Annotated in this window: 22 protein-coding genes; 7 read left to right on the forward strand and 15 right to left on the reverse strand. The window is 44.8% G+C overall.

All coding sequences use genetic code 11. The annotated features are described in order from the left end of the window. Positions 1-24: 24 nt before the first annotated feature. Positions 25-1,626 (reverse strand): reverse transcriptase domain-containing protein, encoded by a 1,602-nt coding sequence (locus QUB06_RS30235; protein ID WP_333438419.1) that lies wholly within the window; start codon positions 1,624-1,626, stop codon positions 25-27. Positions 1,627-1,976: 350 nt separating this feature from the next. On the opposite strand from QUB06_RS30235, the gene QUB06_RS30240 reads away from it, so the two are divergent. Next, positions 1,977-2,189 (forward strand): hypothetical protein, encoded by a 213-nt coding sequence (locus tag QUB06_RS30240; protein WP_333438420.1) that lies wholly within the window; start codon positions 1,977-1,979, stop codon positions 2,187-2,189. Positions 2,190-2,945: 756 nt separating this feature from the next. Here QUB06_RS30240 and QUB06_RS30245 read toward each other — a convergent pair. Both QUB06_RS30245 and QUB06_RS30250 read right to left on the reverse strand, forming a co-directional pair. Continuing rightward, positions 2,946-3,107: a hypothetical protein gene (locus QUB06_RS30245; RefSeq protein ID WP_246276752.1), complete on the reverse strand. Its 162-nt coding sequence runs from the start codon at positions 3,105-3,107 to the stop codon at positions 2,946-2,948. 7 nt (positions 3,108-3,114) lie between these two features. Next, the gene (locus QUB06_RS30250; RefSeq protein WP_333438421.1) at positions 3,115-4,113 is read right to left on the reverse strand and encodes a hypothetical protein; all 999 of its coding nucleotides are present in this window, start codon (positions 4,111-4,113) and stop codon (positions 3,115-3,117) included. 345 nt (positions 4,114-4,458) lie between these two features. On the opposite strand from QUB06_RS30250, the gene QUB06_RS30255 reads away from it, so the two are divergent. Next, the gene (locus QUB06_RS30255; RefSeq protein WP_333218477.1) at positions 4,459-4,758 is read left to right on the forward strand and encodes a helix-turn-helix transcriptional regulator; all 300 of its coding nucleotides are present in this window, start codon (positions 4,459-4,461) and stop codon (positions 4,756-4,758) included. Positions 4,759-4,992: 234 nt separating this feature from the next. Beyond that, a complete protein-coding gene (locus QUB06_RS30260) occupies positions 4,993-5,262 on the forward strand; it encodes a helix-turn-helix transcriptional regulator (protein WP_333438422.1) in 270 nt (89 codons plus the stop codon). Positions 5,263-5,301: 39 nt separating this feature from the next. On the opposite strand, the gene arfB is transcribed toward QUB06_RS30260, so the two are convergent. Both arfB and QUB06_RS30270 read right to left on the reverse strand, forming a co-directional pair. Continuing rightward, positions 5,302-5,715 (reverse strand): alternative ribosome rescue aminoacyl-tRNA hydrolase ArfB, encoded by a 414-nt coding sequence (arfB, locus tag QUB06_RS30265; protein WP_333225803.1) that lies wholly within the window; start codon positions 5,713-5,715, stop codon positions 5,302-5,304. Positions 5,716-5,787: 72 nt separating this feature from the next. Further along, a complete protein-coding gene (locus tag QUB06_RS30270) occupies positions 5,788-6,258 on the reverse strand; it encodes a restriction endonuclease (RefSeq protein ID WP_333438423.1) in 471 nt (156 codons plus the stop codon). A 345-nt stretch (positions 6,259-6,603) separates the two neighbouring features. On the opposite strand from QUB06_RS30270, the gene QUB06_RS30275 reads away from it, so the two are divergent. After that, positions 6,604-8,088 carry an alpha-amylase gene (locus QUB06_RS30275; RefSeq protein ID WP_333438424.1) on the forward strand — a complete coding sequence of 495 codons (1,485 nt, stop codon included), beginning with the start codon at positions 6,604-6,606 and terminating at the stop codon, positions 8,086-8,088. A gap of 60 nt (positions 8,089-8,148) precedes the next feature. Here the strand turns inward: QUB06_RS30275 and gnd are convergent, their stop codons facing one another. After that, positions 8,149-9,603 carry a decarboxylating NADP(+)-dependent phosphogluconate dehydrogenase gene (gene gnd, locus QUB06_RS30280; RefSeq protein ID WP_333438425.1) on the reverse strand — a complete coding sequence of 485 codons (1,455 nt, stop codon included), beginning with the start codon at positions 9,601-9,603 and terminating at the stop codon, positions 8,149-8,151. A 293-nt stretch (positions 9,604-9,896) separates the two neighbouring features. Here gnd and QUB06_RS30285 point away from each other — a divergent pair, with 293 nt between their 5' ends. Continuing rightward, positions 9,897-10,319, forward strand: coding sequence for a hypothetical protein (locus QUB06_RS30285; protein WP_333438426.1), 423 nt, complete (start codon positions 9,897-9,899; stop codon positions 10,317-10,319). Between the two features lie 213 nt (positions 10,320-10,532). Here the strand turns inward: QUB06_RS30285 and QUB06_RS30290 are convergent, their stop codons facing one another. Beyond that, entirely contained in the window at positions 10,533-11,129 is a 597-nt protein-coding gene (locus QUB06_RS30290; protein ID WP_006632660.1) for a Uma2 family endonuclease, read from the reverse strand. 521 nt (positions 11,130-11,650) lie between these two features. On the opposite strand from QUB06_RS30290, the gene QUB06_RS30295 reads away from it, so the two are divergent. After that, positions 11,651-12,106, forward strand: a complete 456-nt coding sequence (locus tag QUB06_RS30295; RefSeq protein ID WP_333438427.1) for a hypothetical protein — start codon at positions 11,651-11,653, stop codon at positions 12,104-12,106. Between the two features lie 65 nt (positions 12,107-12,171). Here the strand turns inward: QUB06_RS30295 and QUB06_RS30300 are convergent, their stop codons facing one another. The 8 genes from QUB06_RS30300 to QUB06_RS30335 all read right to left on the reverse strand — a co-directional run bounded on the left by QUB06_RS30300 (position 12,172) and on the right by QUB06_RS30335 (position 21,654). Next, on the reverse strand, positions 12,172-14,037 hold the full coding sequence (locus QUB06_RS30300; RefSeq protein ID WP_333438428.1) for an ABC transporter ATP-binding protein: 1,866 nt from the start codon (positions 14,035-14,037) through the stop codon (positions 12,172-12,174). A 106-nt stretch (positions 14,038-14,143) separates the two neighbouring features. Next, positions 14,144-14,692 carry a hypothetical protein gene (locus QUB06_RS30305; RefSeq protein WP_333438429.1) on the reverse strand — a complete coding sequence of 183 codons (549 nt, stop codon included), beginning with the start codon at positions 14,690-14,692 and terminating at the stop codon, positions 14,144-14,146. A gap of 127 nt (positions 14,693-14,819) precedes the next feature. Further along, positions 14,820-16,127: an NF041680 family putative transposase gene (locus QUB06_RS30310; protein ID WP_333438430.1), complete on the reverse strand. Its 1,308-nt coding sequence runs from the start codon at positions 16,125-16,127 to the stop codon at positions 14,820-14,822. A gap of 336 nt (positions 16,128-16,463) precedes the next feature. Next, positions 16,464-17,612, reverse strand: a complete 1,149-nt coding sequence (locus QUB06_RS30315; RefSeq protein WP_333438431.1) for an AAA family ATPase — start codon at positions 17,610-17,612, stop codon at positions 16,464-16,466. Then, the gene (locus QUB06_RS30320; protein WP_333145070.1) at positions 17,612-17,983 is read right to left on the reverse strand and encodes a DUF5615 family PIN-like protein; all 372 of its coding nucleotides are present in this window, start codon (positions 17,981-17,983) and stop codon (positions 17,612-17,614) included. The genes QUB06_RS30315 and QUB06_RS30320 overlap by 1 nt, the downstream gene beginning before the upstream one ends. Continuing rightward, positions 17,958-18,302, reverse strand: a complete 345-nt coding sequence (locus QUB06_RS30325; protein WP_333028145.1) for a DUF433 domain-containing protein — start codon at positions 18,300-18,302, stop codon at positions 17,958-17,960. Before QUB06_RS30325 ends, QUB06_RS30320 begins: the two co-directional genes overlap by 26 nt. A 214-nt stretch (positions 18,303-18,516) precedes the next feature. Next, on the reverse strand, positions 18,517-20,853 hold the full coding sequence (locus tag QUB06_RS30330; protein ID WP_333438432.1) for a glycoside hydrolase family 31 protein: 2,337 nt from the start codon (positions 20,851-20,853) through the stop codon (positions 18,517-18,519). 441 nt (positions 20,854-21,294) lie between these two features. Then, entirely contained in the window at positions 21,295-21,654 is a 360-nt protein-coding gene (locus QUB06_RS30335; protein ID WP_333438433.1) for a group 1 truncated hemoglobin, read from the reverse strand. Between the two features lie 638 nt (positions 21,655-22,292). On the opposite strand from QUB06_RS30335, the gene QUB06_RS30340 reads away from it, so the two are divergent. Continuing rightward, positions 22,293-22,904, forward strand: coding sequence for a 2OG-Fe(II) oxygenase (locus tag QUB06_RS30340; protein ID WP_333438434.1), 612 nt, complete (start codon positions 22,293-22,295; stop codon positions 22,902-22,904). Positions 22,905-23,105 lie beyond the last annotated feature (201 nt).

Here is a 23,105-nt window from a genome sequence, read left to right on the forward strand (position 1 = left end):
TGCACCCAAGGCGGCGTAAAGGCTCTAATCCCCTAACCCATACAGGCTAGTTTCATAGAAACGAACCGCACGAACCGGACGTGCGACTTTCACCGCATCCGGCTCCCGATGTTCTTGACTTGCGCCTTTGCTCATGTGGATATAATCGTGACAGCTTTCGTGAACCGCTAAGAGGTTGTTTATTTTCCGATTACTGTGGCAACCATCTACGTGGTGCAGATGTACCTTTTCATCGCCTAGCATTTTTAAGCCACATTTCCCACATTTATGGTTTTGCCGTTTTAAAGCTTTAGAGGTTTCGCCGTCATAGAGCTTGCTATTGCGCACACTCCAATAGGCTATGTCTCCGTCATAAGGTGATTTCTCACCTTTGACATTGACAAATTTGTTTTCGGAGTAAGGAACCGCTGGGAACGCTTTGTCTATCAGTTTCTTGACAGTATAGCGATTCTGTTTTGCTTCCTTGTTGAATACCTGAAATGCCCTTGTTTCAATGTGATATAACGAATTTTTAGCTCCGTCCATCTTGCAAAAGCGATGGTAGTTTCTCCAACCTCTAACTACAGGGGCTAATTTCTGGGCCTTGACCGTAGCACCATAATTCGAGTTGTTAACGATGTGTTTTACCTTCTGACGGAAAGCTCTAAAATTGTCCGCTGATGGAACGCATCTAAATTTCCCGTTATTTTGCACTTTAAAATGCCAACCGAGGAAGTCAAATCCATCTGTCGTAGCCGTTAGCTGAGTTTTCTTTTCACTAACTTTCATCCCACGTTCTGCCAGGAATTCGTTGACTTTATCAAGTATTGCCGTTGCGTCATCTTTGGGCTTGAGAATTATTACCATATCGTCCGCGTAGCGAACTGATTGGTGTATCTCCTCAATCCCATTGAGAGCGATATTGGCGAGTAATGGACTAACCACACCCCCTTGCGGAGTTCCTTGTTCTGGAAATTCTGGATTAACTCCTGATTTTAGACAGCGGAATATTCCGGCCTTGATGCCCATTGGAGCAATGAGTCGTTCCATGATACTGATGTGGCTTATCCGGTCGAAGCATTTTTCGATATCGAGTTCGATAACTCGTTTTTCTATTCCATTGCTCTGGGAGCGTAGATTGTGGAACAAAAATTTCTGCGCGTCATGCGCTGACCGTCCTGTTCTAAAACCGTAACTCCGGGAGTGGAAGGTTGCTTCGTGTGCTGGTTCTAAGGCATATTTTGCGAGGCATTGCCACGCTCTATCTGCGGTAGTAGGTATCTTTAGGAGGCGGGTACTCCCATCCTTTTTAGGGATTGGTATTGAACGCAACTTCTGATGTTTCCAGTTGTTACTTTGGGTTCTGAGTTTTTCACTCAGCGCAAACCTTTCCTCATGTGTGAGTGAGGCTTTTCCGTCGATTCCCGCAGTCTTTTTGCCAGCATTTAGTTGAGTTACTTGACGTATCGCCAACATGATTGCAGCCGTGGATTTCAGAATTAGCTTTTGAAGGGACTTCGCTTTCTGCTTGTCTCCAACTTGAATCGCTTTGAACACTCGTTTTTGTAGGCGGAATAAGTCCCGTCGGAATTTCTTCCAAGGTAACGTTTTCCAAGATTCACTAGCATTACTGCTGTGTCTAATCATGCTCTTCTCCAACTTATGTTTTCTGAACACCTTGCAGCAATTACGCCGCATCCTACCCGAACTGAGGGAGTTCCGCTGCTCGTCTGGCCTACTTTGGAGTTCGACTTCTCCTAGACCCTCAATTCGTTTTTATTCGTTCCCTCGGGCGTGATTGTTTGTTCCTTTAGGTGTAGCCACTTTAACTACTGGATTCCCTGGACTCTTACCGATATCATGCCTCAAACTCGGCGGGAATAGTCTCCAGTGAAGTCGGGATTTATGGGCTGTGTCCCGCTTGAAAGTAAGTTACTTTTATAGGCTCAGTTTCACCATTGGAACTCCCCATTAACGCCAGTGTCATCCCACAATAGATGTCTGATTGCGTCCTGTTCCCAGCTTCACTCTCCAAGAATCGAGCTTGGTCGGTGTGGGCAGATAGGGAGTCATACCTGAGTCTGGCAGAAGGGGCTTGCACCCTTATCAGACCGAGAGTTCAGCCTTGTGGCTGGAAGGGCTATGTACGGGCTTTCACCGTGATTCACGCTTCAACGAATCGCACGGGCATTCTTTCTGTGCTTGCTTGAAGTAGTCGAGAATCCGCTCGTAGCCGATCAGGTAATCAGCGCTGGTGCTTACTGTGACGGAATTAGATTTCTCGCTCATTTTTCGCTCAATCCTCTAACAGTGTTGAGTTTGCTTGCTGTATTCAGCGTACAGCAAGCTGCTTAGTTTTCGCTCAAACTCAAAACAGGACTTTCAGCGTGAGTCAAAAGAAGAGCTGGAACGACGCAAAATCGTAGATTCAAGGCAAGGCGCTAATTCGAGTCCAGTTGTGTCCATCAAAAAGAACTAGAGTTTACGAATACGGTTTCGCTGGGGTGGCTTTTGCTGTGGTGGGATGGAAAAAGGTTGATTAACAGTAATACCTTTTCTGACATTTGCTCACAATCACTTACATTGGGCCGAGGTCTTTATATCATATAGAATGAATTTAGCCACTCTGATTTAGGTGAAAAACCTTGGTAGTACGCAACCCCTATATAAATAAGTTGCCTCCCTTGCGTATCAAAGCAAATAATGAAATTGGCTAATAGCTGTAAGCGATAACCAAGCTGAAGGCAAGAATATAAGTGCTTGTAGAAACTTCTACGGGCATCGGTTGATACTAAGAGAGTTGAGATCAGCTCTCAACTTATGTATTTGTTAGCTTTTGTTAGGAAAAAAGTATCGGCAACTTAGTCTGAACATACAATTGATTAGCTATCACTCTCATGGAAATACAGCGTATTCCAGGTTGATTAATTGTAGGGACACGGCACTGCCGTGTCCTGGGCCGTAACTTATCGGCGACAGCCTTCGGCGATCGCCCTTAACACCGCTAGCCGCACTTCTGGATGAGATTTCTCAAGCCCGTTAGCCCGAAAAATCCAGTGTCCGCCGCCCGCGTGCTCGATCGCAATCTTCTGTCCGTCAGGCAAAACTATTTGCCACCAATTCAACACTGTGGCTTTAATAAGGTGGCACTGAATTTCGTTCAGTTGAACCTCCATTAATTTCAGTTGACGCATGATTGGATTTTGGGCAGATGACTTCATGATTTTTCTCATTAAATGAATTCGACTGTTTCTCGGCTTTGATTTCACTTTGCCGATTTTTGAACTTAACTTCACCTTCGGAAGTTTGCGCCTTCACTTCCCCTTGGGGAGTTTTCGCCTTCACTTCCCTTTTAGCACCTTTAGGCTCAACTTTGGCTCCAAAACCTTTAGACTTAACTTTGTCTTTAGCTGCCGTAGGACTCGGTTCCGTTGCCGGCTTCTTAAACTCCGCGTCTAATTGGTCTAAAATCTCCTCTTGCTCGGGAGTATGTTCTGCTGGCTGGTCTAAATTTCTGGGATTGTATTCGCCAACCAACCTTGCCAAAAATTCCGAAATTGACAGTCCGGCTGCGGCTGCTTTTTTCGTTAAAAGGGCGTAGGTGTCGGTTTTAATCCGAATTTGTTTGAGCCGGAGGTTGGGATTGTTGTCAACTGTTTCGGCAATAGTTACTGCGGTAATCCTTTCTTTTGGTATAACATCGACAACTTCTTGCCACTTTTCCTGTAAACGACAGTCGCCATATTGGTCGGTAATCGCGTGTTTGAACAAAGGAACAACTTGAGCAACGCAGCTAGGCAAAATCTCAAATCCGGCTTTAATTAAGCGCAGGCAAATGCCAGCAGCTTTGATAATTTGCGTGCAGTAAAAATACTGCCGACCTAATGCTTGTTCGCAGTAACTTTTAAAAGTTTTGAACTTGTCTTTGTACAATCGCAGTTTTCGGATCGCGTCCAGCATGATTCCTTGACGCACATAGTCGAGGAATCCCCTTTTAATTTCGCCTGTCAGGTAGTCTAAATCGTGAAAGGGAGATTGATTCTGGATTTCTTCTTCAAAGTCTAGCAGCGGGCCTGCAAAGTGAAAGTTGGAGGCGACATCGCCTAGGTAGAAGTTGTCAATTGATGTGGACATGATCTGGAATGGTTCGAGAAAGGGCACGATAGCACGGAAGTTGTGCGATCGCAAAGTTGAAGTTTTGGTCTAAATCTTTGATACAATTTTGAGTTGGGCTGTCTTGTGAGGTCGATCGACCTTTTACATGGCATCACCTCCTCGGCGTTGAGGAAAAGAGGCTTGAGGTATGCGCCCTTGCCCCGAAAATACGCTTGGGTATGCAGGCACAATTGATAGACACTAAAAATAAGGCGGTCTTTCAAACCTGCATTTTGACGAAAGTAGGCTCGCCAGGGGGCCTTTGTTTGGTCGCTATACATGAAGTCTACTTCATCTAAACAACCATGTCAAGAGGTTCGCTTCATGAAACAAACTTCATGCACTGTGGAAGAAAATTTGCAAGAAAAGGACAAGTCTCCATTAAGGCTTCTCAGAGAACAAGCTGGCCTAACCCGCCCTCAAGTCAAACAACATATCGGCGTTTCTGAGCGGATGCAAGCTGACTGGGAATCAGGAAAGTCCATGCCAACTGTTGAAAACGTAGCTGCACTGGCTAACCTGTACCAGGTTTCTCTAAAAACTATGTTTGAGCTTTTAGGATTAGATGTAACTAAAATTCCCGATGACTTACCAAGTCGATCGCCCTCATCGAACGATAACTAACCCGCAGGGGTTCGGAAATGTCTAGGGAAAAGGGCTTAAGTCATGCACCCAAGCCCGGAAAATACTAAGGCTATGCAGGCATAATGGGTAGAAACTACAAATAAGGCAGCTCGCTAAACCAAAGCGTTTCCACCGTTCGGCTAAAGCAGTCGCCTTTGTGTTGTCTCTATATTAAACAACCATAGTTGTATTTTACCGATTTGTCAACAACTTTGGTTGTGAATTTGCTATGATATGCCCCGAAAGAAACAAACTCAAGAGTCCAAAGATATACCAGCACTGCAAATCTTGCGGGAGGCTGTTGGTTTATCGCAATCCGCCTTAGCAAAACAAATTCCCGACAAAACCCGCACAAAAACCCTAACTCAGCAAGCCATTAGCAAATGGGAACGAGGATTAGACGAACCCGAACTGACCATTACTCAAATGAAAGCTCTTTGCAAAGCTTTGGGAAAAACGCTTAACGATTTACCTAACGACTTAGGCCCACCAAATCCCGACTGACAAATAAAAAGTCAAAAAGCCCGATCGACCTTTCATCGATCAATCCGTGATTTTCGCTCTCAGAGCTTTAATCTGCCCTCGCTTGGTTTTGCTGTCGAGACGCTTGCGCTGGGAACTACGAGTTGCTTTGCTGGGTTTGCGCCTTTTCGGTATGACGATCGCACTTTTAATCAGTTCTTGCAGCCGTCTCAAAGCCTCCTCCCGGTTTTGTTCCTGGCTGCGGTGTTCTTGCGCTTTGATCACAATCACACCTTCGGAGGTGATGCGCTGGTCGTTGATTTGCAACAAACGCTCCTTGTAGCGATCGGGCAATGAGGAAGCTGGGATATCAAAGCGCAAGTGAATCGCACTCGCCACCTTATTTACATTTTGCCCCCCCGCGCCTTGAGAGCGAATCGCACTAATCTCGATTTCGCGATCGTCCAGGAACACTGTATTAGAAATTTGTAGCATGATTCATCAGTGAGATTAAAGATACTGGGAAAGCAGTGCATCTTTTATATATAACTTAGTTTAGTATATAAGTTATTTACAATTTTTAGCGGTCAAGATGAATTCGATGAGTTTTTTTCGATCCCATAACTCTACGTCGTTAGATTTAGCGAGATTGTAAGCATTTTCTGTAAATCTGTTGTTCGTGATTACTCTTCCTTTATTTCCCTTGTAATGTCTGACGGCTCCTGCTACTTCTTGAACTGCTTTAATTCCAACTGGATTTTTGCTTCGTTTCGCTTGGATCACGGTTTTGGAGCCATCTTTGTATAAAATTAAATCCGCCCCATAATCTTGACTATCTTGAGTTAAAGTAACAGTATAACCAAAGTTTATAAAATGAACTTCTAGAAATTTTTCAAACTCTTTTCCCGTCATTTCATCCACTTCCAGAATACCACTGTCTAATAAACGCTTTTGTTCCTCTTCTTCTGTCCATGTATCCAATACCGATGTCGCAATCACACCCAAAACGGCAGCAGCTCTTACAATAAAAGATTTCATAAAATGACATTTTTTTAAAGGAGTAATTATGATGGTAGCAGATTTGCTCAGTATAGTTATCTACTAAGATCACAAGTAAGATCACAACCACATTGTGATCTTACTTACTGATTCTTTTAGATTCCCGATGTTGGACTGGGGCTTTTTGTCTGCACTCAAGTTCAAGTAGGGTTCAAAGAGTCAGGCGAAAGTCAAAAGATTTTATAGTTGAGAAATGTAACAAAACTTTAATCACACCCCAACCGGAGTTTTAGAAAAAATTAATGCGGATACCGTGACAATGGGCAATGCTGTAGCCTAAGATCGCCTTAAATTGTCAGTATCATCTCAAGGCAAGGGTGCAAAATGGCAGATATCAACGGCACGATGATGCAATATTTCCACTGGTACATTCCCGATCGAGGAACCCTGTGGGATGAGGTGAAAAACCAAGCGAAAGAATTGGCTGATGCGGGCTTTACCGCACTGTGGCTGCCCCCAGCTTACAAAGGAATTGGCGGGCAAAGCGACGTTGGATATGGGGTTTACGACTTATTTGATTTGGGAGAATTCGACCAAAAAGGTTCAATTCGCACCAAATATGGTACTAAGCAGCAATATTTGGATGCGATCGCAGCCCTGCACAAATCTCATATCCAAGTCTATGCCGATGTAGTTATCAACCACAAAATGGGTGCAGATGCAGCAGAGATATTTAAGGCAACTCCTTATCCTCAAAACAATCGGCTAAATCCCAAAGGTGGGTTGCAAGAAATCAAAAGTTATACCCATTTTAACTTTCCCGGACGCAAAGGTAAATATTCCCAATTTGAATGGCACTGGTGGCATTTTGACGCAGTAGACTACAACGAATACAATAAAGACGATCGCGGCACAGTCTATTTGGTAGAAGGGAGAATTTTTGATGACTATGTTGCCCTAGAAAATGGCAATTTTGCATATTTAATGGGGTGCGATCTGGATTTCCAGGATCAATGGGTACGAGATGAAATTACACACTGGGGTAAGTGGTATCTCGACACAACAGGTGCCGACGGTTTCCGTTTAGATGCCATCAAGCACATATCGTCTTGGTTTTTTGCGGAATGGTTGGATGAAATGGAGCGATATGTCGGCAAAGATTTGTTTGTTGTCGGTGAGTATTGGGCACCAAATATCGATATCCTGCACTGGTATGTCGGTTCAGTTAAGGGCAAAATGTCAGTTTTTGATGTGCCGCTGCATTACAACTTTCATTACGCCAGCCAACAGGGCGGTAACTACGATATGCGGCGCATTTTAGACGGTACAATGATGCAGCAGCAACCGACTCATGCAGTAACGTTTGTCGAAAACCACGATTCCCAACCGCTGCAAGCACTTGAATCTGTGGTAGAACCGTGGTTTAAACCTCTTGCGTATGCGATTATTCTATTGCGAAGAGAAGGTTATCCCTGCGTTTTCTACGGCGATTATTACGGTGCAGAATATGAAGATTGGGGGCGTGATGGCAATCGGTATAAAATTTTTATGCCGTCTCATCGATCGCTAATTGACAAGTTTCTCCATGCTCGCAAACACTTCGCCTACGGCCCTCAATATGACTATTTCGATCATTGGAATACAATTGGCTGGACGAGATTGGGCAATGGGAAACATCCACAGGCAATGGCAGTAATTATGAGTGACGGCCCGGAGGGTTTCAAGTGGATGGAAGTTGGTAAACCTCATGCTAAGTTTGTGGACTTAACAGGGCATATTAAGGAACCTGTTTCTACTAACGAGTGGGGTTGGGGCGAGTTTCGCTGTCAAGGCGGTTCAGTATCCGTGTGGGTTCAGGAAAAAGGTTAGTTGGCAGTAATCTCATGTTCTATCTGTAAGGTGCGCCGAAACGCACCCTACAAAAATTAATTAGTCGGTAGTACCGGTTTGCAGCGATTCTTTAGCAGTCTGCGTCCACTCTGAGTGGAAGAATTCGCCGCGCGGTTTGTCGGTGCGCTCGTAGGTGTGAGCTCCAAAATAATCCCGCTGAGCTTGCGTGAGGTTTTGCGGCAATCTTTCGCGCCGGTAGCTGTCGAAATAGTCTAGCGAGGCGCTAAATGCTGGCACTGCAATCCCCAGTTGGCAAGCAGTAGCTAACACGTCTCGCCAAGCTGATTGGCGATCGAGAATGCTCTGTTTGAACTCCGGCGCTAACAGCAAATTCGGCAGCGTGGGGTCGTCCTTGAAAGCTGTTTTAATCTTGTCCAAAAAGCCAGCCCGAATAATACAGCCACCTTTCCAAATTCGGGAGATTTCGCTCAAACTCAAGTCGTAATTGTACGACTTCGAGGCCGCGCTCAACAGCGCCATGCCTTGAGCGTAGGAGCAAATCTTCGAGCAGTAAAGCGCATCCCGGACTTTATTCACAAACTCTTTAGTATCGCCTTCGTACTTGCCGCTAGGCCCCGTAAGTTCTTGGGAAGCTTTGATGCGCTCGTCTTTGTAAGAAGACATGATTCTGGCATTCACAGCAGCGATAATTGTGGGAATGCTCACACCCAATTCCAAAGCACTCATTACAGTCCAGCGGCCGGTGCCTTTTTGACCGGCTGCGTCCATAATTACCTCAACTAAGGGTTGCTTAGTTTCCGGGTCAATGTACTTGAAAATATTAGCCGTAATTTCAATCAAAAACGAGTTGAGTTCGTCTGTGGTATTCCATTCGGCAAAAACTTCCTGCAATTGCTGGCCGTTCAATCCACCAACGTTTTTGAGCAAATCGTAGGCTTCAGCAATGAGCTGCATATCACCGTACTCAATGCCGTTGTGAACCATCTTCACGTAGTGACCAGCGCCACCGGGGCCGATGAATGTGACGCAGGGGCCGTCATCTACTTGAGCCGCAATTTTGGTGAGAATTGGCTCTAGTAGGCCGTAAGCAGTGCGGGTGCCACCGGGCATCAAGCTAGCACCGTTGAGCGCGCCTTCTTCGCCGCCGCTGATGCCCATGCCGACAAATCCCAGTCCGATCGATTCTAAATCTTTGGTGCGGCGTTCGGTGTCGTCGTAGAGCGAGTTGCCACCGTCAATAATCATGTCGCCCGGTGACAGCATGGGTTTGAGCTGATCGATGACCGCATCTACGGGTTTCCCAGCTTGCACCATGACTAAGATTCGGCGCGGGGTTTCTAGGGCATCGACGAATTCTGTCAGAGTCTTGGCGGCTACAATGTTCTTGCCGGGGGCGCGCAGGGCCATGAAGTCGTCGGTTTTAGCTGCTGTGCGGTTGTACACAGCCACGGAGAAGCCTCTGCTTTCGACGTTGAGGGCGAGGTTCTCGCCCATCACTGCTAGACCGATTAAACCAAAATTTTGCTTTGTCATGCTAATAACCCGCTGGTTGTTCCCGCTTGAGGATTGATTTGCGAGAGAGGAAAGCGAGGCGGGGTGTAGCGCTTTCCGGTGGACTAAAAGTATTGGACAATAGACCTAGGAGGTTTAGGTTTATTTTTATATTCTCAGAATTGCTGTTTGGTAAATCAGTAGGGTTTTTTTAAGATTTAAGGGATATTAATGACGGGGACAGGTGATGATAAGGCAGGTATTATGTCGATCGCGGTAACGGTAGATACAAACAAGCGGACATTTTGAGGAAAATTGAGGAGACTGTTGTAACTATGGAAGATTTGCAGTATCTCGCGGCCTGGGTGAAGGAGCAACACGCTCGCGAGTATATTTTGACTTGGCTGCTGAGTCAACAGGGGCTGTGGTGGTCTGATGGGGATATTTATCAGGCCGTTTTGCAAAAGTCGGGAAAGCTTTTGAAAGCTTATGTTCAAAAAAGGCAAGCGGGAGAGTTATTTGAGGGAATTTCTGAGAAGTTGGTGGGAGATGATAATTGGGATGATTTGGTGCTGAGTTTAGGGCGAATTGTTGCTGTTTATCAAGAGGAATTGCTGAAGTTGCAAGAGCGCGATCGCCGGGGGGATGGGCTAAAAAAAAATTTGATTAGCCAACCGTTGACTGCGGATGCTTTGTCGCTTTTGGAAGTGCAGCAAGCTTTGCCCGATCCTTATGCGGATACGTTGACGGGGAGATAATTTGCGATCGACTTTTCGGAGGCACAAGAATCTCAGAAACCGGGTTTCTTCCTATATCTCTCGTACTCAACCAAAAATTGTCGCAGAAACCCGGTTTCTCGCCACGCAGTGAATCGCAAAAACCGGGTTTCTTCCTATATCTCTCGTACTCAACCAAAAATTGTCGCAGAAACCCGGTTTCTCGCCAGCCAACTAAAGAAAATGGATCGAGATTCAAGGATTGAGAATAGGTGTAATATCTAGAAGAAATCCGGGAAGTACATCTTCACCCGAAAGTGTAGGCGGTTGGTCAAAAGAGAAATTAATAACTTCTGCTACCTCTTCAGACAACCGATAGATTTCTACTAAAGGCGTTTGGGGGTCAATTAGCCAACCTAAGCGACAGCCGTTAGTTCGATAATATCGCATTTTAGCCCGCAATGTTTCTAGGGAATCACTTTGCGATCGCAATTCAATTACAAAGTCCGGGCACAGGGGAGGAAATTTGCGCTTATCTTCTGCGGATAATGCTTCCCAGCGTTCTCGGAGTACCCAAGAAACATCGGGAGAACGCTTCGCACCGTTGGGTAATTGAAAGACGGTGGAAGAGTCAAAGACTTTTCCTAATTGAGTCCGTTCATTCCACAAGCCGACTCGTAGGTTGAGATCGGAATTTCTGATGCCGCTTTCGCCGCCTGTTGGAGGCATAATAATTAGTTCTCCTTCGGGGGTTTGTTCTAATCGCCACTCTTCATTAGCGATGGACAATTGATAAAATTGTTCGTCGGTTAAAGCGACGGCTGCAGGTAGGTTGAGAGTTATAGTTTCCATCGTTGATATTATCGCCAACTAGGTTGGTTTTATTATAGCTCGCACTTTCTGACAATTTTCTCAAAAAGATCGCACGCTCAGAAACCGGGTTTCTTCCGATATTTCTCGTGCGAGGCCGAAAATTGTCGCAGAAACCCGGTTTCTCGCCACGCAGCGACAGAAATGCGATTCCCTACGGGATAGCTGCGCTTCACGTGAATTCGTCATTGGGTGCGGGGGGGTTTATATAGATTGTTGGTGAGAGTTAGAGATGGTTGATGAACCCGCCCCTACGGGAATTATGTTTATTTAACTCTAAATGTGGGATTTAATGCGCGATCGAAAAGTAAATTTAGTTTAGTAAGTAATGGAGGTAGCTCTTGCAGTGTGACTGCTCATGTGTTCGAGGTGGATGCTTGCCGAACTCGATCGAGAAAAGGAGAACCCAACATGGGGTAAGAATGAGTTGGCATAGATGAGCAAATTGCGGTATTTTTAAGTTATAATGTTTAAGTAATTCCATTAGTATGGAGACATTAAACGTGCTAAAACGCAAGCTTTTCGATGAATACGGTGGATTTCGTGACAAACGAATTAAAAATTTAGACAAGGGTGAGCGTTTTATTATCGACGATCGCTCTCCTACCCAAGATTTTGGTTCGCAGGGATTATATTCATATTTTTGTGAGATATTTGCAGATGTGATTTCAGAAGGTAAAGTTAGAGTTGTTTTATCTGGGAATATTCCAATTAATCAAGGCGTGACAGACTGGATTGCAAGCCATCAAACAGAATTTCGTAATGATGGCAGTTACCTGTCATTTACTGTCGAAAAAGGACAAGAACACACCGTTAATGAGTTGGCTGAGCTTATTGAATCTATAGTTGCTCCGGGTGGAGAGCACTATGATACTTCGAGCTACAAGTATGTTTGTCCTAGGACAGCTAAATCACTTCGTCGGTTTGTAAATATACTTAAAGAATACTGGAACGCTTAGCCATACTTTCAAAAACCTGTTTCTGGTACTCATCAGGCTAACATCGTATGTCAACTGTCAACTGTTTAAATATAGCTGCTAGCTTGACGGGTGAACATCGAGCAGTAAATTCCGTTTGATGCTATCAATTCGTCGTGAGTTCCTATTTCTGCTATTTTACCATTTTCCATCACCGCGATGCGATCGGCAATTTTTGCTAATCCCAATCTGTGACTGATGACTATGGTTGTTTTCCCGGTGGCTATTTGGCGGAATATGCTGTAAATTTCGTGTTCTGTCTTGGGGTCGAGGGCGGCGGTTGGTTCGTCAAAAATTAGCACTTCGGCTGTAGAAAGCCGCATTAAGGCGCGGGCGATCGCAATTCTTTGCCACTGTCCCCCCGATAAGTCGATGCCGTCTTCTAATTGTTTCCCCAACGGTGTTTCTAAACCTTGCTCTAAACTGTTGACTTTAGCTGCAATTCCTGCTTCAGAAATAGCTTCGTTAATTGCGCTGTCATCCGACAGTGAAAGCAAGTCGCCGAAACCGACGTTTTCGCGGACTGTGGAGGGGAAACGGGCGTAATCTTGCATAACGACGGCGATGCGCGATCGCACGTATGCTAGAGAGTACGATCGCAAATCTTTGCCGTTCCAGGCGATCGTACCACTTGTCGGGTCGTACAGGCGGCCGAGGAGTTTGCCAAGGGTTGTTTTACCCGCGCCATTTTCACCAACAAGCACTAGCATTTCACCCGGATTAATCGTTAAGTTGATATCTTCAACCGTGCTTTTATTGCTACCGGGATAACAGAAAGATAAATCCTTAATCTCGATGCCAATTTTATCTTTTGTGGGGGGGGAATCTTGCCCGCCTTCTGGTAAACTAGGCAGGCGAGATGCTACATCCCCAAGCGGAGACTGCAATTCTGGTTTGAGTTCTAACAGTTGAAAAATCGGACTAACACCGAGAGAGATATCGTACAAATTAGCATAATTGCCTATAAGTAATTGCAAACTTTGCTCCACCTGAACAATCAAACCCGAATAAAGCGCCAAATCTCCCAAAGTATAGCGACCACCCAAAGCTCCAATTACCACATAAACAAATGGCAAAGCTACTCCTACTCTACTAAAGACTGACCACAAAAGTAAAACAATTGCTCCTTTTTTTCGGATTTGCTGCATCTCGCTAAAAAACTGCAAAAACTGACCCTGCCAGCGTTTGAGCCAAAGTTCCTGCAACCCAAACAAACGCAATTCTTTAGCGTATTCTTCCCCCGTCAATACTCTAGCGGATAAGTTCATTTCACGAGTTATTTTAGCTTGCTTTCTTTGAACTCTCCAGATGATTTTGCTATATTTTCTTTGGATGTAAATTGAGGGGCAGGATGAAATCAACATCAGCACTGGCACCCACCAAGCTATGGCAGCAGCAAGGCCTATGGATGGAATAAATATAAAAATTCCCGTGACTGTCATGCTGATGGTAAAGGCTAGTTGCTGTATTTTGAATACTCCCGTTTTGGCTAGTTCTACTATATTTAATAGTTCGGGGTTTTCAAAGAGGGCAATATCGTCGAAATTGGCGACTTTTTCGATGACTTTTCCTTCGACAAAGCCTTGAACGCGATCGCGCAAAGATGTCGAGACAAAAGAGCCCATTGTGTCTAGGGCATCGCCGACTAACCTGAGACTTAAGACTCCGGCAATACTCCACAGCAATATTGGCCGGGAAAGCATCAAAGCAAAGGGCTGTGCTGTTTGGGTTTGCGATAGCAACCGAGATACTTCATCAATGATTAATTTATCTAAAAATAGGACGGCAGATGGGGCAGCACCGCCGATGATGTTGAGTATTATTAAATTGCGGAGTTCTATTGGTGCGGCTTTGATTATCAGGCCCAGGCTGCGCCACAGAGCTTGGAATGTGGTAATTTGGATGGGTTGCATAGTTTGTGGGTAGGTGTCGGGTCTACTCATCCCCGGACGGTATATTATAACAGTAGTTATTAACTGTTTGCCCAGCATTGAGAGGGTACAGGATTGGTTTTTCTCCTCAAGTTTCCCAAGTGGGTTGAAAATTTACGATCGCATTCATAGCTCGTTTCAAACTGGGGGAATTAGTCTGTGCTGACGCAACCTGCCAACTTTGATTGACAAAGTGGATAAGTTGACCATTGTAGTCTTTACCAATTTTTGCCGTACTATTACGATCGGGGACGATCGCCTCCCGCAGATTTCGCTTCTTTGACTTTTTAGCCAGATTGATTAAAAGCTGCTTGGGGTCAGGAATTCGATCCGCGTCGCCAGGAATCAAGTCTACTGAAATACCCAGAAATTGGGCAAAGCCCTCTCGATGTGCAAGTAACCACGCTTCCACTTCTTTAACAGCAATCCGAAACAGCAGATTAGGATGTTTTGGTTGAGTTAACCACTCCGAAATAATTACTAACGGGCATTCTGCATTATCCAAATCAGTTAATACTAAGTATGGCATTCCCTTGGCCGCATAATTTAATCCAGAAATAATCTTTTTAATTTTGCCATATCCTCTCTGATTCAAGCACTGTCCCACTGAAAAGGGACGTTGAGACTGTTTGAGCATTTGTTTAAGAACTGCTTCACTCAGTGCATCCTCAAACACTAGACTGGAGTTTAGACTAGGCAGCAAGAAAAGACTCAGCAAAGCTGAGTTGAAAATAAACAGACTTCAGATCTGAAAATCTACAGTACTAAGCAGATTCTGATTGCTCTTTGCGGGGCTTGGTTGTAGTTTTTTTAACTATGGGGTAGCGAATTCTACGTTTACGTGGTTGATCAGTCTTCCAGCCTGGAGACTTTCCGCGAGGTTTGGGTGGTTGGGCTGGAGTACCAATCACTGCAAAAATGCTTCCCATCGCCTGGGCAACCCTTCCAGGGGTCATTTTGTCTGATGACTTTTGCCAAGGTAAAGGGTTATCCGCAACAATATCACGGGCTAACCACAACTCCCAAGTCATCAGAGGCATCAAATCACTCCAGCGCTCACATTGCTTAGGGGTACTCAGCTTTGGTACAGTCCAATGTAGGCGTTGCTTTAAAAAACGATACCAGTGGTCAATGGTAAAGCGACGCAAGTAAAGTCGCCAAACTTCTTCTATTGGTGGCATTTCTTCTCCTACCCAAGCTAACCATAAAGGTTTCGATACTCGTTGATTACCTTGTTCGTCAATACGTTCAACTCTGATCATGGACATCGGGCGTGTCGCCGCTTTACGGAAATGCAGATTTTTCCAAAGGCTAACCCGTACCCGTTTTAGTTTGGGATCGTCTACCTCGAAGACAGATGCTGCTTCACCCCATGTTTTTGGTTCATTCAACTTGAATTTATCACCATGTTTTTTGGGACAGCCCTTGCCAGAATAAGCTCCTGGTTCGCCCCACAAACACAAATTTGAACGCAACCGAACTAGAATATCGACTGCAATGTTAGCTGTCTTTAAGACAAAAGGCGCGCATCCATACTCACTGTCCCAAACCGAAATCGGTCTGGCGGGGAAATGTTCACACACCTGTTTTAGTTGCCAAATTGCTTTCTCTATTGGGCTTTCCCAACTGGTTATGCGCTCATGTCTCAAGGGTAATGCCCAACTACCTGAATCCTCTGGTATCCAAGCAATTGTACTGTATCCTTGACCAACGGTAATCGGTTTATTGCCGGCTATGGACGTGCCAGTATGTTCATAAGTCCTCTCTTGTAGCGTTACTGCATCCGGGCGTGACCAGTTTGTGTGATCTCCTGCTAACAAGGGTCGTCCCTCTGCTGGTATCTGTTTGATATATAGCTGCATCAATTTCTGTCGCTGCGGTCTACTATCTTGTAGCGCTTCATAAATACTTGACCACTTGCGTCTAAATACTGGTGATAAGGATAAATCTGCTAAGGAATAAACATTGCGAGTCAGCAATATGGCATCTGTTAATTCAAACGTCGCATCTTTAGCTCTACCTAAATATTTGTAAGCTACTTGACGAAACTCTTCAAGTCTGGCATTTTTCATGTTGGCAGGTGAGTAATTGTAGTTCTTTTCTCACTTTCTGCCAAAAGGGGGCTGTATTCAATCAGACACCCCTTTTTTTCTTGATCGTTCCCCATCTGATAATGATAATCGAATATGGGGGGTGGGAGAGAAACGAGTGTCGCTCGTTTCTCTCCCACCCTTTTCATGATTATCATTATTGTATTATTATCGGAGCAGATATACTACAAAATTGTTAGAGGTCGCGGATGCTTTGAGGCTGAAAAGATAATATTTTTAATCTCTAATTCCATTTGATTTGCGTTCTCTCATATCGCTTTTAGTCTAAACTCCAGACTAGATTGATGGGAATATCCGTCATTTGAATAAACTCATTTGTTCGATGTCGGGCGGTGCTGTAAGAGGAAGTGCAGCATCAGCTATGCTTAAACCTCCTTCTAATAGCATTTTGATTTGTTGATTACTTGAAGCAAGTTTTACCTGAGTTCCTTCAGGAGTCGGTGTCATTAGCAACACCTCTTCGCCGCCAATGCCTTTGTCTGAGAGCAAATCAGCACTATGGGTACTGAGAATAACCTGTCGCTTTCTCGGACGCTGAAGGCGATAAATCAGAGACGGTAAATTGCTAACAATCGCCGAATTTAAGGAAAGTTCTGGTTCTTCTAGTAACAATAATGAATCGGTTTCTAAAAGAGACCAAAGCAAACCAATTAATCGTAAAGTTCCATCAGAAAATTGGTCTTCCCGTTGTTTTCCCGCTCCTGGCCGCCAATGTTCATAAACAGCTTCCAAATGAGGAACCCCCATCACATCTTTGGTATCTGTGAGGTTTTTCAATTGTGGGACAGCCAACTTTAAAGCATCTTCAATTTTTCTTAATCGCGATCTTCGAGTTTTTTCGGGAGTTTTAGCAACTCGCTCTAAAAAAGTTCTCCCAAAAGGATCTTCGGAAAGTCCAGGGGTAGCAAAAGCTTCGGGATGGCGAACTAACTGAGGAATTAAATGTAAATATAAAATCGCTTCTAAAAATTTAGAAATTTCTCGAAATTCTGCATTGGCATTAATTTGCTCTAAATAAGTCTGGGTGAGACGTAGCTCATCTTTGTCATCTTCTTCAGTAGGGCGATTGACAATTTGCTCGTCGCCTTTCCAAACTCGTTCATAGGCAACAATAGGCTCATTTTTGCCGCCTTTTTTATGTTTAATTCCAATGGCATATTTCCATGAGGGACTTTCATTATTAGATTCTGAAAGCTGAATTTCTATTTCTACATCTGGATATCGACGTGCATAAAGACTGCGAATTTTTGATACGCCGCCTCGATCGCTCACGGCTTTCTGCAATCCGCCTCCTGCTTTAGCCAGATCCCGCAAAAAGCGCAATGAATCGAGAAAGTTTGACTTACCACAAGCATTAGGGCCTACCACAAAAACGCGATCGCGCAAATCAACATTCACTGACTGAAAATTGCGCCAATTTTTCAGAGCTATATGGGAGATAATCATTAAACCTCTTTAGTGATAGGTAGATGAATAATTTGGTCTTGATATTCATTGATAAAAGAACATTCAGCAATCAAAATTAATTCATCGATGTTTTGCCCTATACTTAAATTCGCATTTAAAATAAATATCCCAGGGATATGACGATTGGCTTGCAAATGATCGTTTAAGTGAACGGGCATGGATTTGCGGTTATTCGTGACTAGGATAAAGTCATATTTTTCACACCATTCTAAAATTTCCGGGTCTTTAGTTCCTTTTGCTGGTATGGAAGGTTCGCCAATGACCCGAATAATTAATCCTACTTGTTTGCTCCGAATTTGATTAGGATAAATCGGGTCAATATTTTCATCCATGAGATACTTGAGTGCCATTTTTTTTATTTCTTTCTTCCTTGATTTTTTGGAGCCTGACCGAAGCTGGATGAGGGTTTAATTCTTGAGCTTTTCGCTGTTCGTGCGACCATTCGAGCCAGTCTGCGATGTATTTATCTAAGGCAGCTTTATTGTTCAAATAATACAAAATTGTCGCATAAACTTGATCGAGGGTCAAAGTGTAAAAGTGTTTTAAAATTTCCTCTGGTGAACGTTGCTGATAAATATATTCATAGAGGATGCTTTCTATTCCTACTCTTGTGCCTTTTACTCGAATGTCATCATCGGCTAAAAACTCAAAATATTCTTCTATTAGCATGGTTTATTTATCCATCTGTTGATTCTTGTTGAGCGGGAGCGTCTCGCTTGCAAGCTACAAGCTCCCACTCTTATGATAACTGATTAACTGGACATGATAGAACATCCACAGGGCAATTTTATCGACCTTCCCAGACTCTATGTTTCCTGCTGTCATCGCCGCCATCTCAAAACTCAACCCCACAGACAGGCAATATTCCATCCTTATCCCTACATTATCCAAATGTCAAACGCCGCACCGTACCATCATCTGTAAATCGCTGTTCGCCAACGCCAACAACTTCCACAATAACTTCGCGTTCAGAAATCGGAAATTGACCCTCGCGCGCGGCAATTTCAACGATGATTTTTTCCCCTTCCAAATACACTTTGTAATTAGTCGTTGCCCAGACACCTTTTTCATGTTCAAAACTGTGTCCATCGTCCTCATAAAGCGTCCATTCACCGCTTCCGGGCCAAATTCGCATTTTCAATGAATCAAGCGGTTCTTCGCTGACAAATTGCCTCACAGGTGCGATCGCAATTATGCCCCCGCCCCGCACGTAAAGCGGCATTCTCTCCAAAGGTGCATAAGCTAAAATGTGCGTCGGGCCCTGATAGCATTCGCCCGTCCACCAATCGTACCAAGTCCCCTCCGGCAAATACACGGCGCGGTGTTCCACGCCCGGCCGGTAAACGGGTGCAGCCATCAGCGAGGGGCCGAGTAATACTTGATCGTAAAGGTGATAAGTTGCCCGATCGCGCGGAAATTGATATAGTAACGGTCGCAAAATCGGTGTTCCCGTCGTCGCAGCTTCCCAAAACAACGTGTAAATATAAGGCAACAACTGATAGCGCAAATTCATGTATTCGCGGCAAATCTTCTCAGTGCGAGATCCAAAAACCCACGGTTCGTGCTGCGCCGTACTCATGGCCGAATGACCGCGCATCAAGGGATACAGCATCCCCACCTGCATCCACCGCGCGAACAATTCAGCGGTTGCATTCCCCGCAAAACCGCCGATGTCGCAACCGACAAACGCCACGCCGGAAAGCCCCATATTGCAAAGCATTGGTAGCGACATTTCTAAGTGTTCCCACTGCGATTGATTGTCGCCCATCCACACCGAGGAATAACGCTGAACGCCCGCAAAACCCGATCGCGTCAGCACAAAAGATCGATCGCCAGATCGCACTTTTTGCAGCCCCTCAGCACAAGCTTTCGCCATCATCAACCCATACAAATTGTGGGTTTCCGCGTGGGTAGCGCGATCGGATTCCGGGCCTTGCGGTGCATCCAGGGGAAAGCTGATGTGTTCGCCGCCGTCACCAAAAGGCCGTTCTGCGATCGCAGGTTCGTTCATGTCGTTCCAAATCCCCGCAATCCCAACATCTGTCAGGGTTTTGTGCAATTCGCCCCACCATTCGCGCACCTCCGGCCTCATGAAGTCGGGAAACACCGCTTTGTCCGGCCAAACGTAACCGTGGAATAGCTTTCCCTCTGCAGTGCGGACGAAATAGTCATTTTCTACACCGCGATCGAATATTTCATAATCTGCTTCCGGTTCGTACTTGACACCGGGATCGACAATCGTGACAACCTTAAAACCGGCTGCTTTCAAGTCTGCGATCAGTTTCGCGGGATCGGGGAAACGCTTCGGGCTCCAGGTAAAAACGCGGTAGCCGCGCATATAGTCGATGTCGAGGTGGATGACATCGCAGGGAATCGCCCGATCGCGAAATTCCTTTGCCAACTCGCGCACAATGTCCTCTGATTCGTAGCTCCAGCGGCATTGGTGGTATCCCAGCGCCCATTTTGGCGCGAGTGGCATCCGGCCGGTTAACTGGGTGTAGGTGGCGATAATTTGGGCGGGTTCCGGGCCGTAAATGATGTAGTAGTCGAGTTCCGGGCCTCTGGTTTCCATCCGCAAAACACCCGGTTTTTCGGCGCCGATGTCGAATTGACTCCAAAATGTAGTGTTAAAGAAAATGCCGTAAGCGCGATCGGGATTCAGGGCGATGTAAAATGCGATCGCCTGGTACATTTCATCGGTGAGGGAATTGTAGTCGAGGGAGTCGGTTGTCCAGTTTGTCTTGACTTCGGAGAGTTTGTCGAGAAAGCCGGTGCGTTCGCCGAAACCGTAGAAGTGCTCGTCTGCTTCGATGCGCTTCCAGCCTGCGGTTGCACCTGTGCGCCATCCCATATTGCGATCGCAGTCTCTAGCAAAGGGTTTTCCCGATTTGTCAAAGCATTCGATGGAAGCGGGCGATCGGTTTACGGAAATCAATATTTGTGATGTTTCAATTTCTATTTTTTCCTCGGTTTCTCGCACTTCAAATGGTATAATTTCCCACTCTTCGTCAGGGACAGTTATTGAGTGCGATCGGCTTTTGAATTCACCTGTCGGGGACATTCGCACTCGGATCAAATTCGGCGCGAGGATACTGAGGTTTAGGGAAGTTTCGCCGCAATTAAAGTGAAAGGTGCGATCGGTTTTATTTATGGATTCTACCGAACCGATTGTTGACCAAGGCTGTTCGGTTTTTTGAAGTTTTCCGAAGTATTGCGGCATATACGATTTGGTAATTGGTAATTGGCAATTAGTAAACCGATCGTGCAATCCGCACTTAACTACCGTCATCTAGCTAAAGGAGGAATATAACTTCTCAGCATTTCAAATAAATGAACAAATGCGGTAAAATATACTTCAGCCCTACCGTGGCTAGCCGAATAAGCTACTATAAAAAATGAAACAGGTATCCATAAACCAAGTAAGAAAAAACTTTAATGCGCTATAATATCGAGTGCGATTGCTTTCCACAACTCATACGGGATATCAGTTAAACAACTCTAGCAATCCTCGCCTCAATTGTGAACTATTCTCTTCCTTTGCGTCTTCGCGGTTCATTATATCCGGCAAAAAACAAAGTGGAGCTTTCGCTGCACAATTACGAAATCTCCACTTTTATCACTATTCTAGTGGCTGCAAAAACCCTCTTGACTTCACTCTATCTTACTTGTACAAAATAGCATCTTTCAAAGTCGCGACCTTAGCTAGCGCTGCTTCGAGATCCTCTTGGGATGCGCCGTGGGCAACTATTGCATCGGTCAAATGCTTCACAATTGCATCAAAATGTTCCGGTTGTAAATTCAAACCTGCGTGTGCTTTCTCCATTGAACGGCCTGAGTATTGCTCGGAGCCGCCAAGGGCATAAGAGATAAAAGCAGTTTGATGGTGGCGCTGCTTTTCCATATCTGTATGATCGAAGAAGTGGCTCACTATCTCGTCAGCCAAAACATCGCGGTAAAAATCATCAACCATCTCTTTAATGGCTGACTCTCCACCCATTTTTTCATACAATGTTGTTGGCATATCGTTTCAGCGACTTGTTTTTTTTTACTTACTCTTTAATTATAGCTGACAGTTTTGCTTTTTTCCGCTCTGTGAAATATTAATTTCATCTAAAATAATTACTTAGTAACTGTTGCGACTGCTGGTATTTTTTCGACCAATTACTATCATGGTAAACTTTATTAAGGTTCTATCGCCAGTTAGATATTGTCGATCGCGCTTCCAGCATTTTGACCTAATGCACGGATTGCTTGTTTTAGCAAGATGTTTGCGACAAAGCCCTAACACGCATCAGTTTTCCAGCTAGCAAACTCAAGAAATTGGTGAGAAAACAGCGGCCGGATGCGATCGCGGAAATTATGCCCGCCCCTGCAATTGGACAAGTTAAAATAAATGGGCGATCGGCTGCCCAGCGGCATCATGTATAATGGAATTGCAAATATAATCGAATCACCACAACGATCGCCTGTATAGTAATATTTGGCAGTTGCTAGTCGGTTTTGACACTTCCGGGCGATCGCCCGCAGTTCAGAAAAACCTTTGATTTAATTACGCGGACTTAAATCAAGATTATGATGTCATCCGCGCGGAACGAAGCAATCCCAAGTCAGAGTGATTGCTGGATTTCTATCTGCTGTTTCCTTAAACTTTGATGATTTTTGAGTGCCTTGAAATACTATAGCCAACATCCTAACGCTTTCTCGATCGACTACCTCAACGACTTGCGAGGAGCAATTCTAGCCTCCCCTTATCTAGCAATCAACAACCTCAACCGCGATTTCATTGGCACAAAAGGGTTTTCCGTGGTGTTTCAACGTGCGGAAATCGGCGAAGTAGAACGGCGGTTCCCTTTGTTCAAACCCTATCTAGACCAAGCATTACAGCCTGAATGCAATGCTTTTTACCTCAACCCTTTGTTGCTGGGTGAAGGTTCCCGCGTCGATCCGCATATCGATCGATCTTTGCGATCGTACTGCAAAACAGTTGAACCTCCCGCAGCCGTCAGCGTTTTGTACGTGCAAGTGCCGCCCAACTTGCAAGGGGGAGAGTTGATACTGCGGCGCAACAAACAGCAAGTCGGGCAGATTAAGCCGCAAGCCAACTCGCTGATCTATTTTCAAGGAGATTTGACTCACTCTGTCAACGCTGTTAAAAGTACCGGAACTCGTTTGAGTTTGGTTTGCGAACAGTACAGTTTGAGCGAAACAGAACTGCAAGATATTCCAGGATTCACAGTGGAATCAAGGGCCGTGAAAGCAAAAATTAAGTAATGTTTATTGTATAAAAAAAACTTTTGGTTAATTAAAACTGTTTGCCATTTAAAGAAGAAATTAATGCGAGATTACCTCCAAAAAACACTTAAATAGCCAGCTCTACTTTGGCGCTTGTTTATACCCCAATACGGTTTACTTAAGGTCGAACAAGTGGTACACTAGGTATGATGTACAAAAAAATAAATCAAGTATAATGCC

Origin of the sequence: Microcoleus sp. D2_18a_D3, assembly GCF_036702455.1 — a bacterium.
Taxonomy (GTDB): Bacteria; Cyanobacteriota; Cyanobacteriia; order Cyanobacteriales; family Microcoleaceae; genus Microcoleus.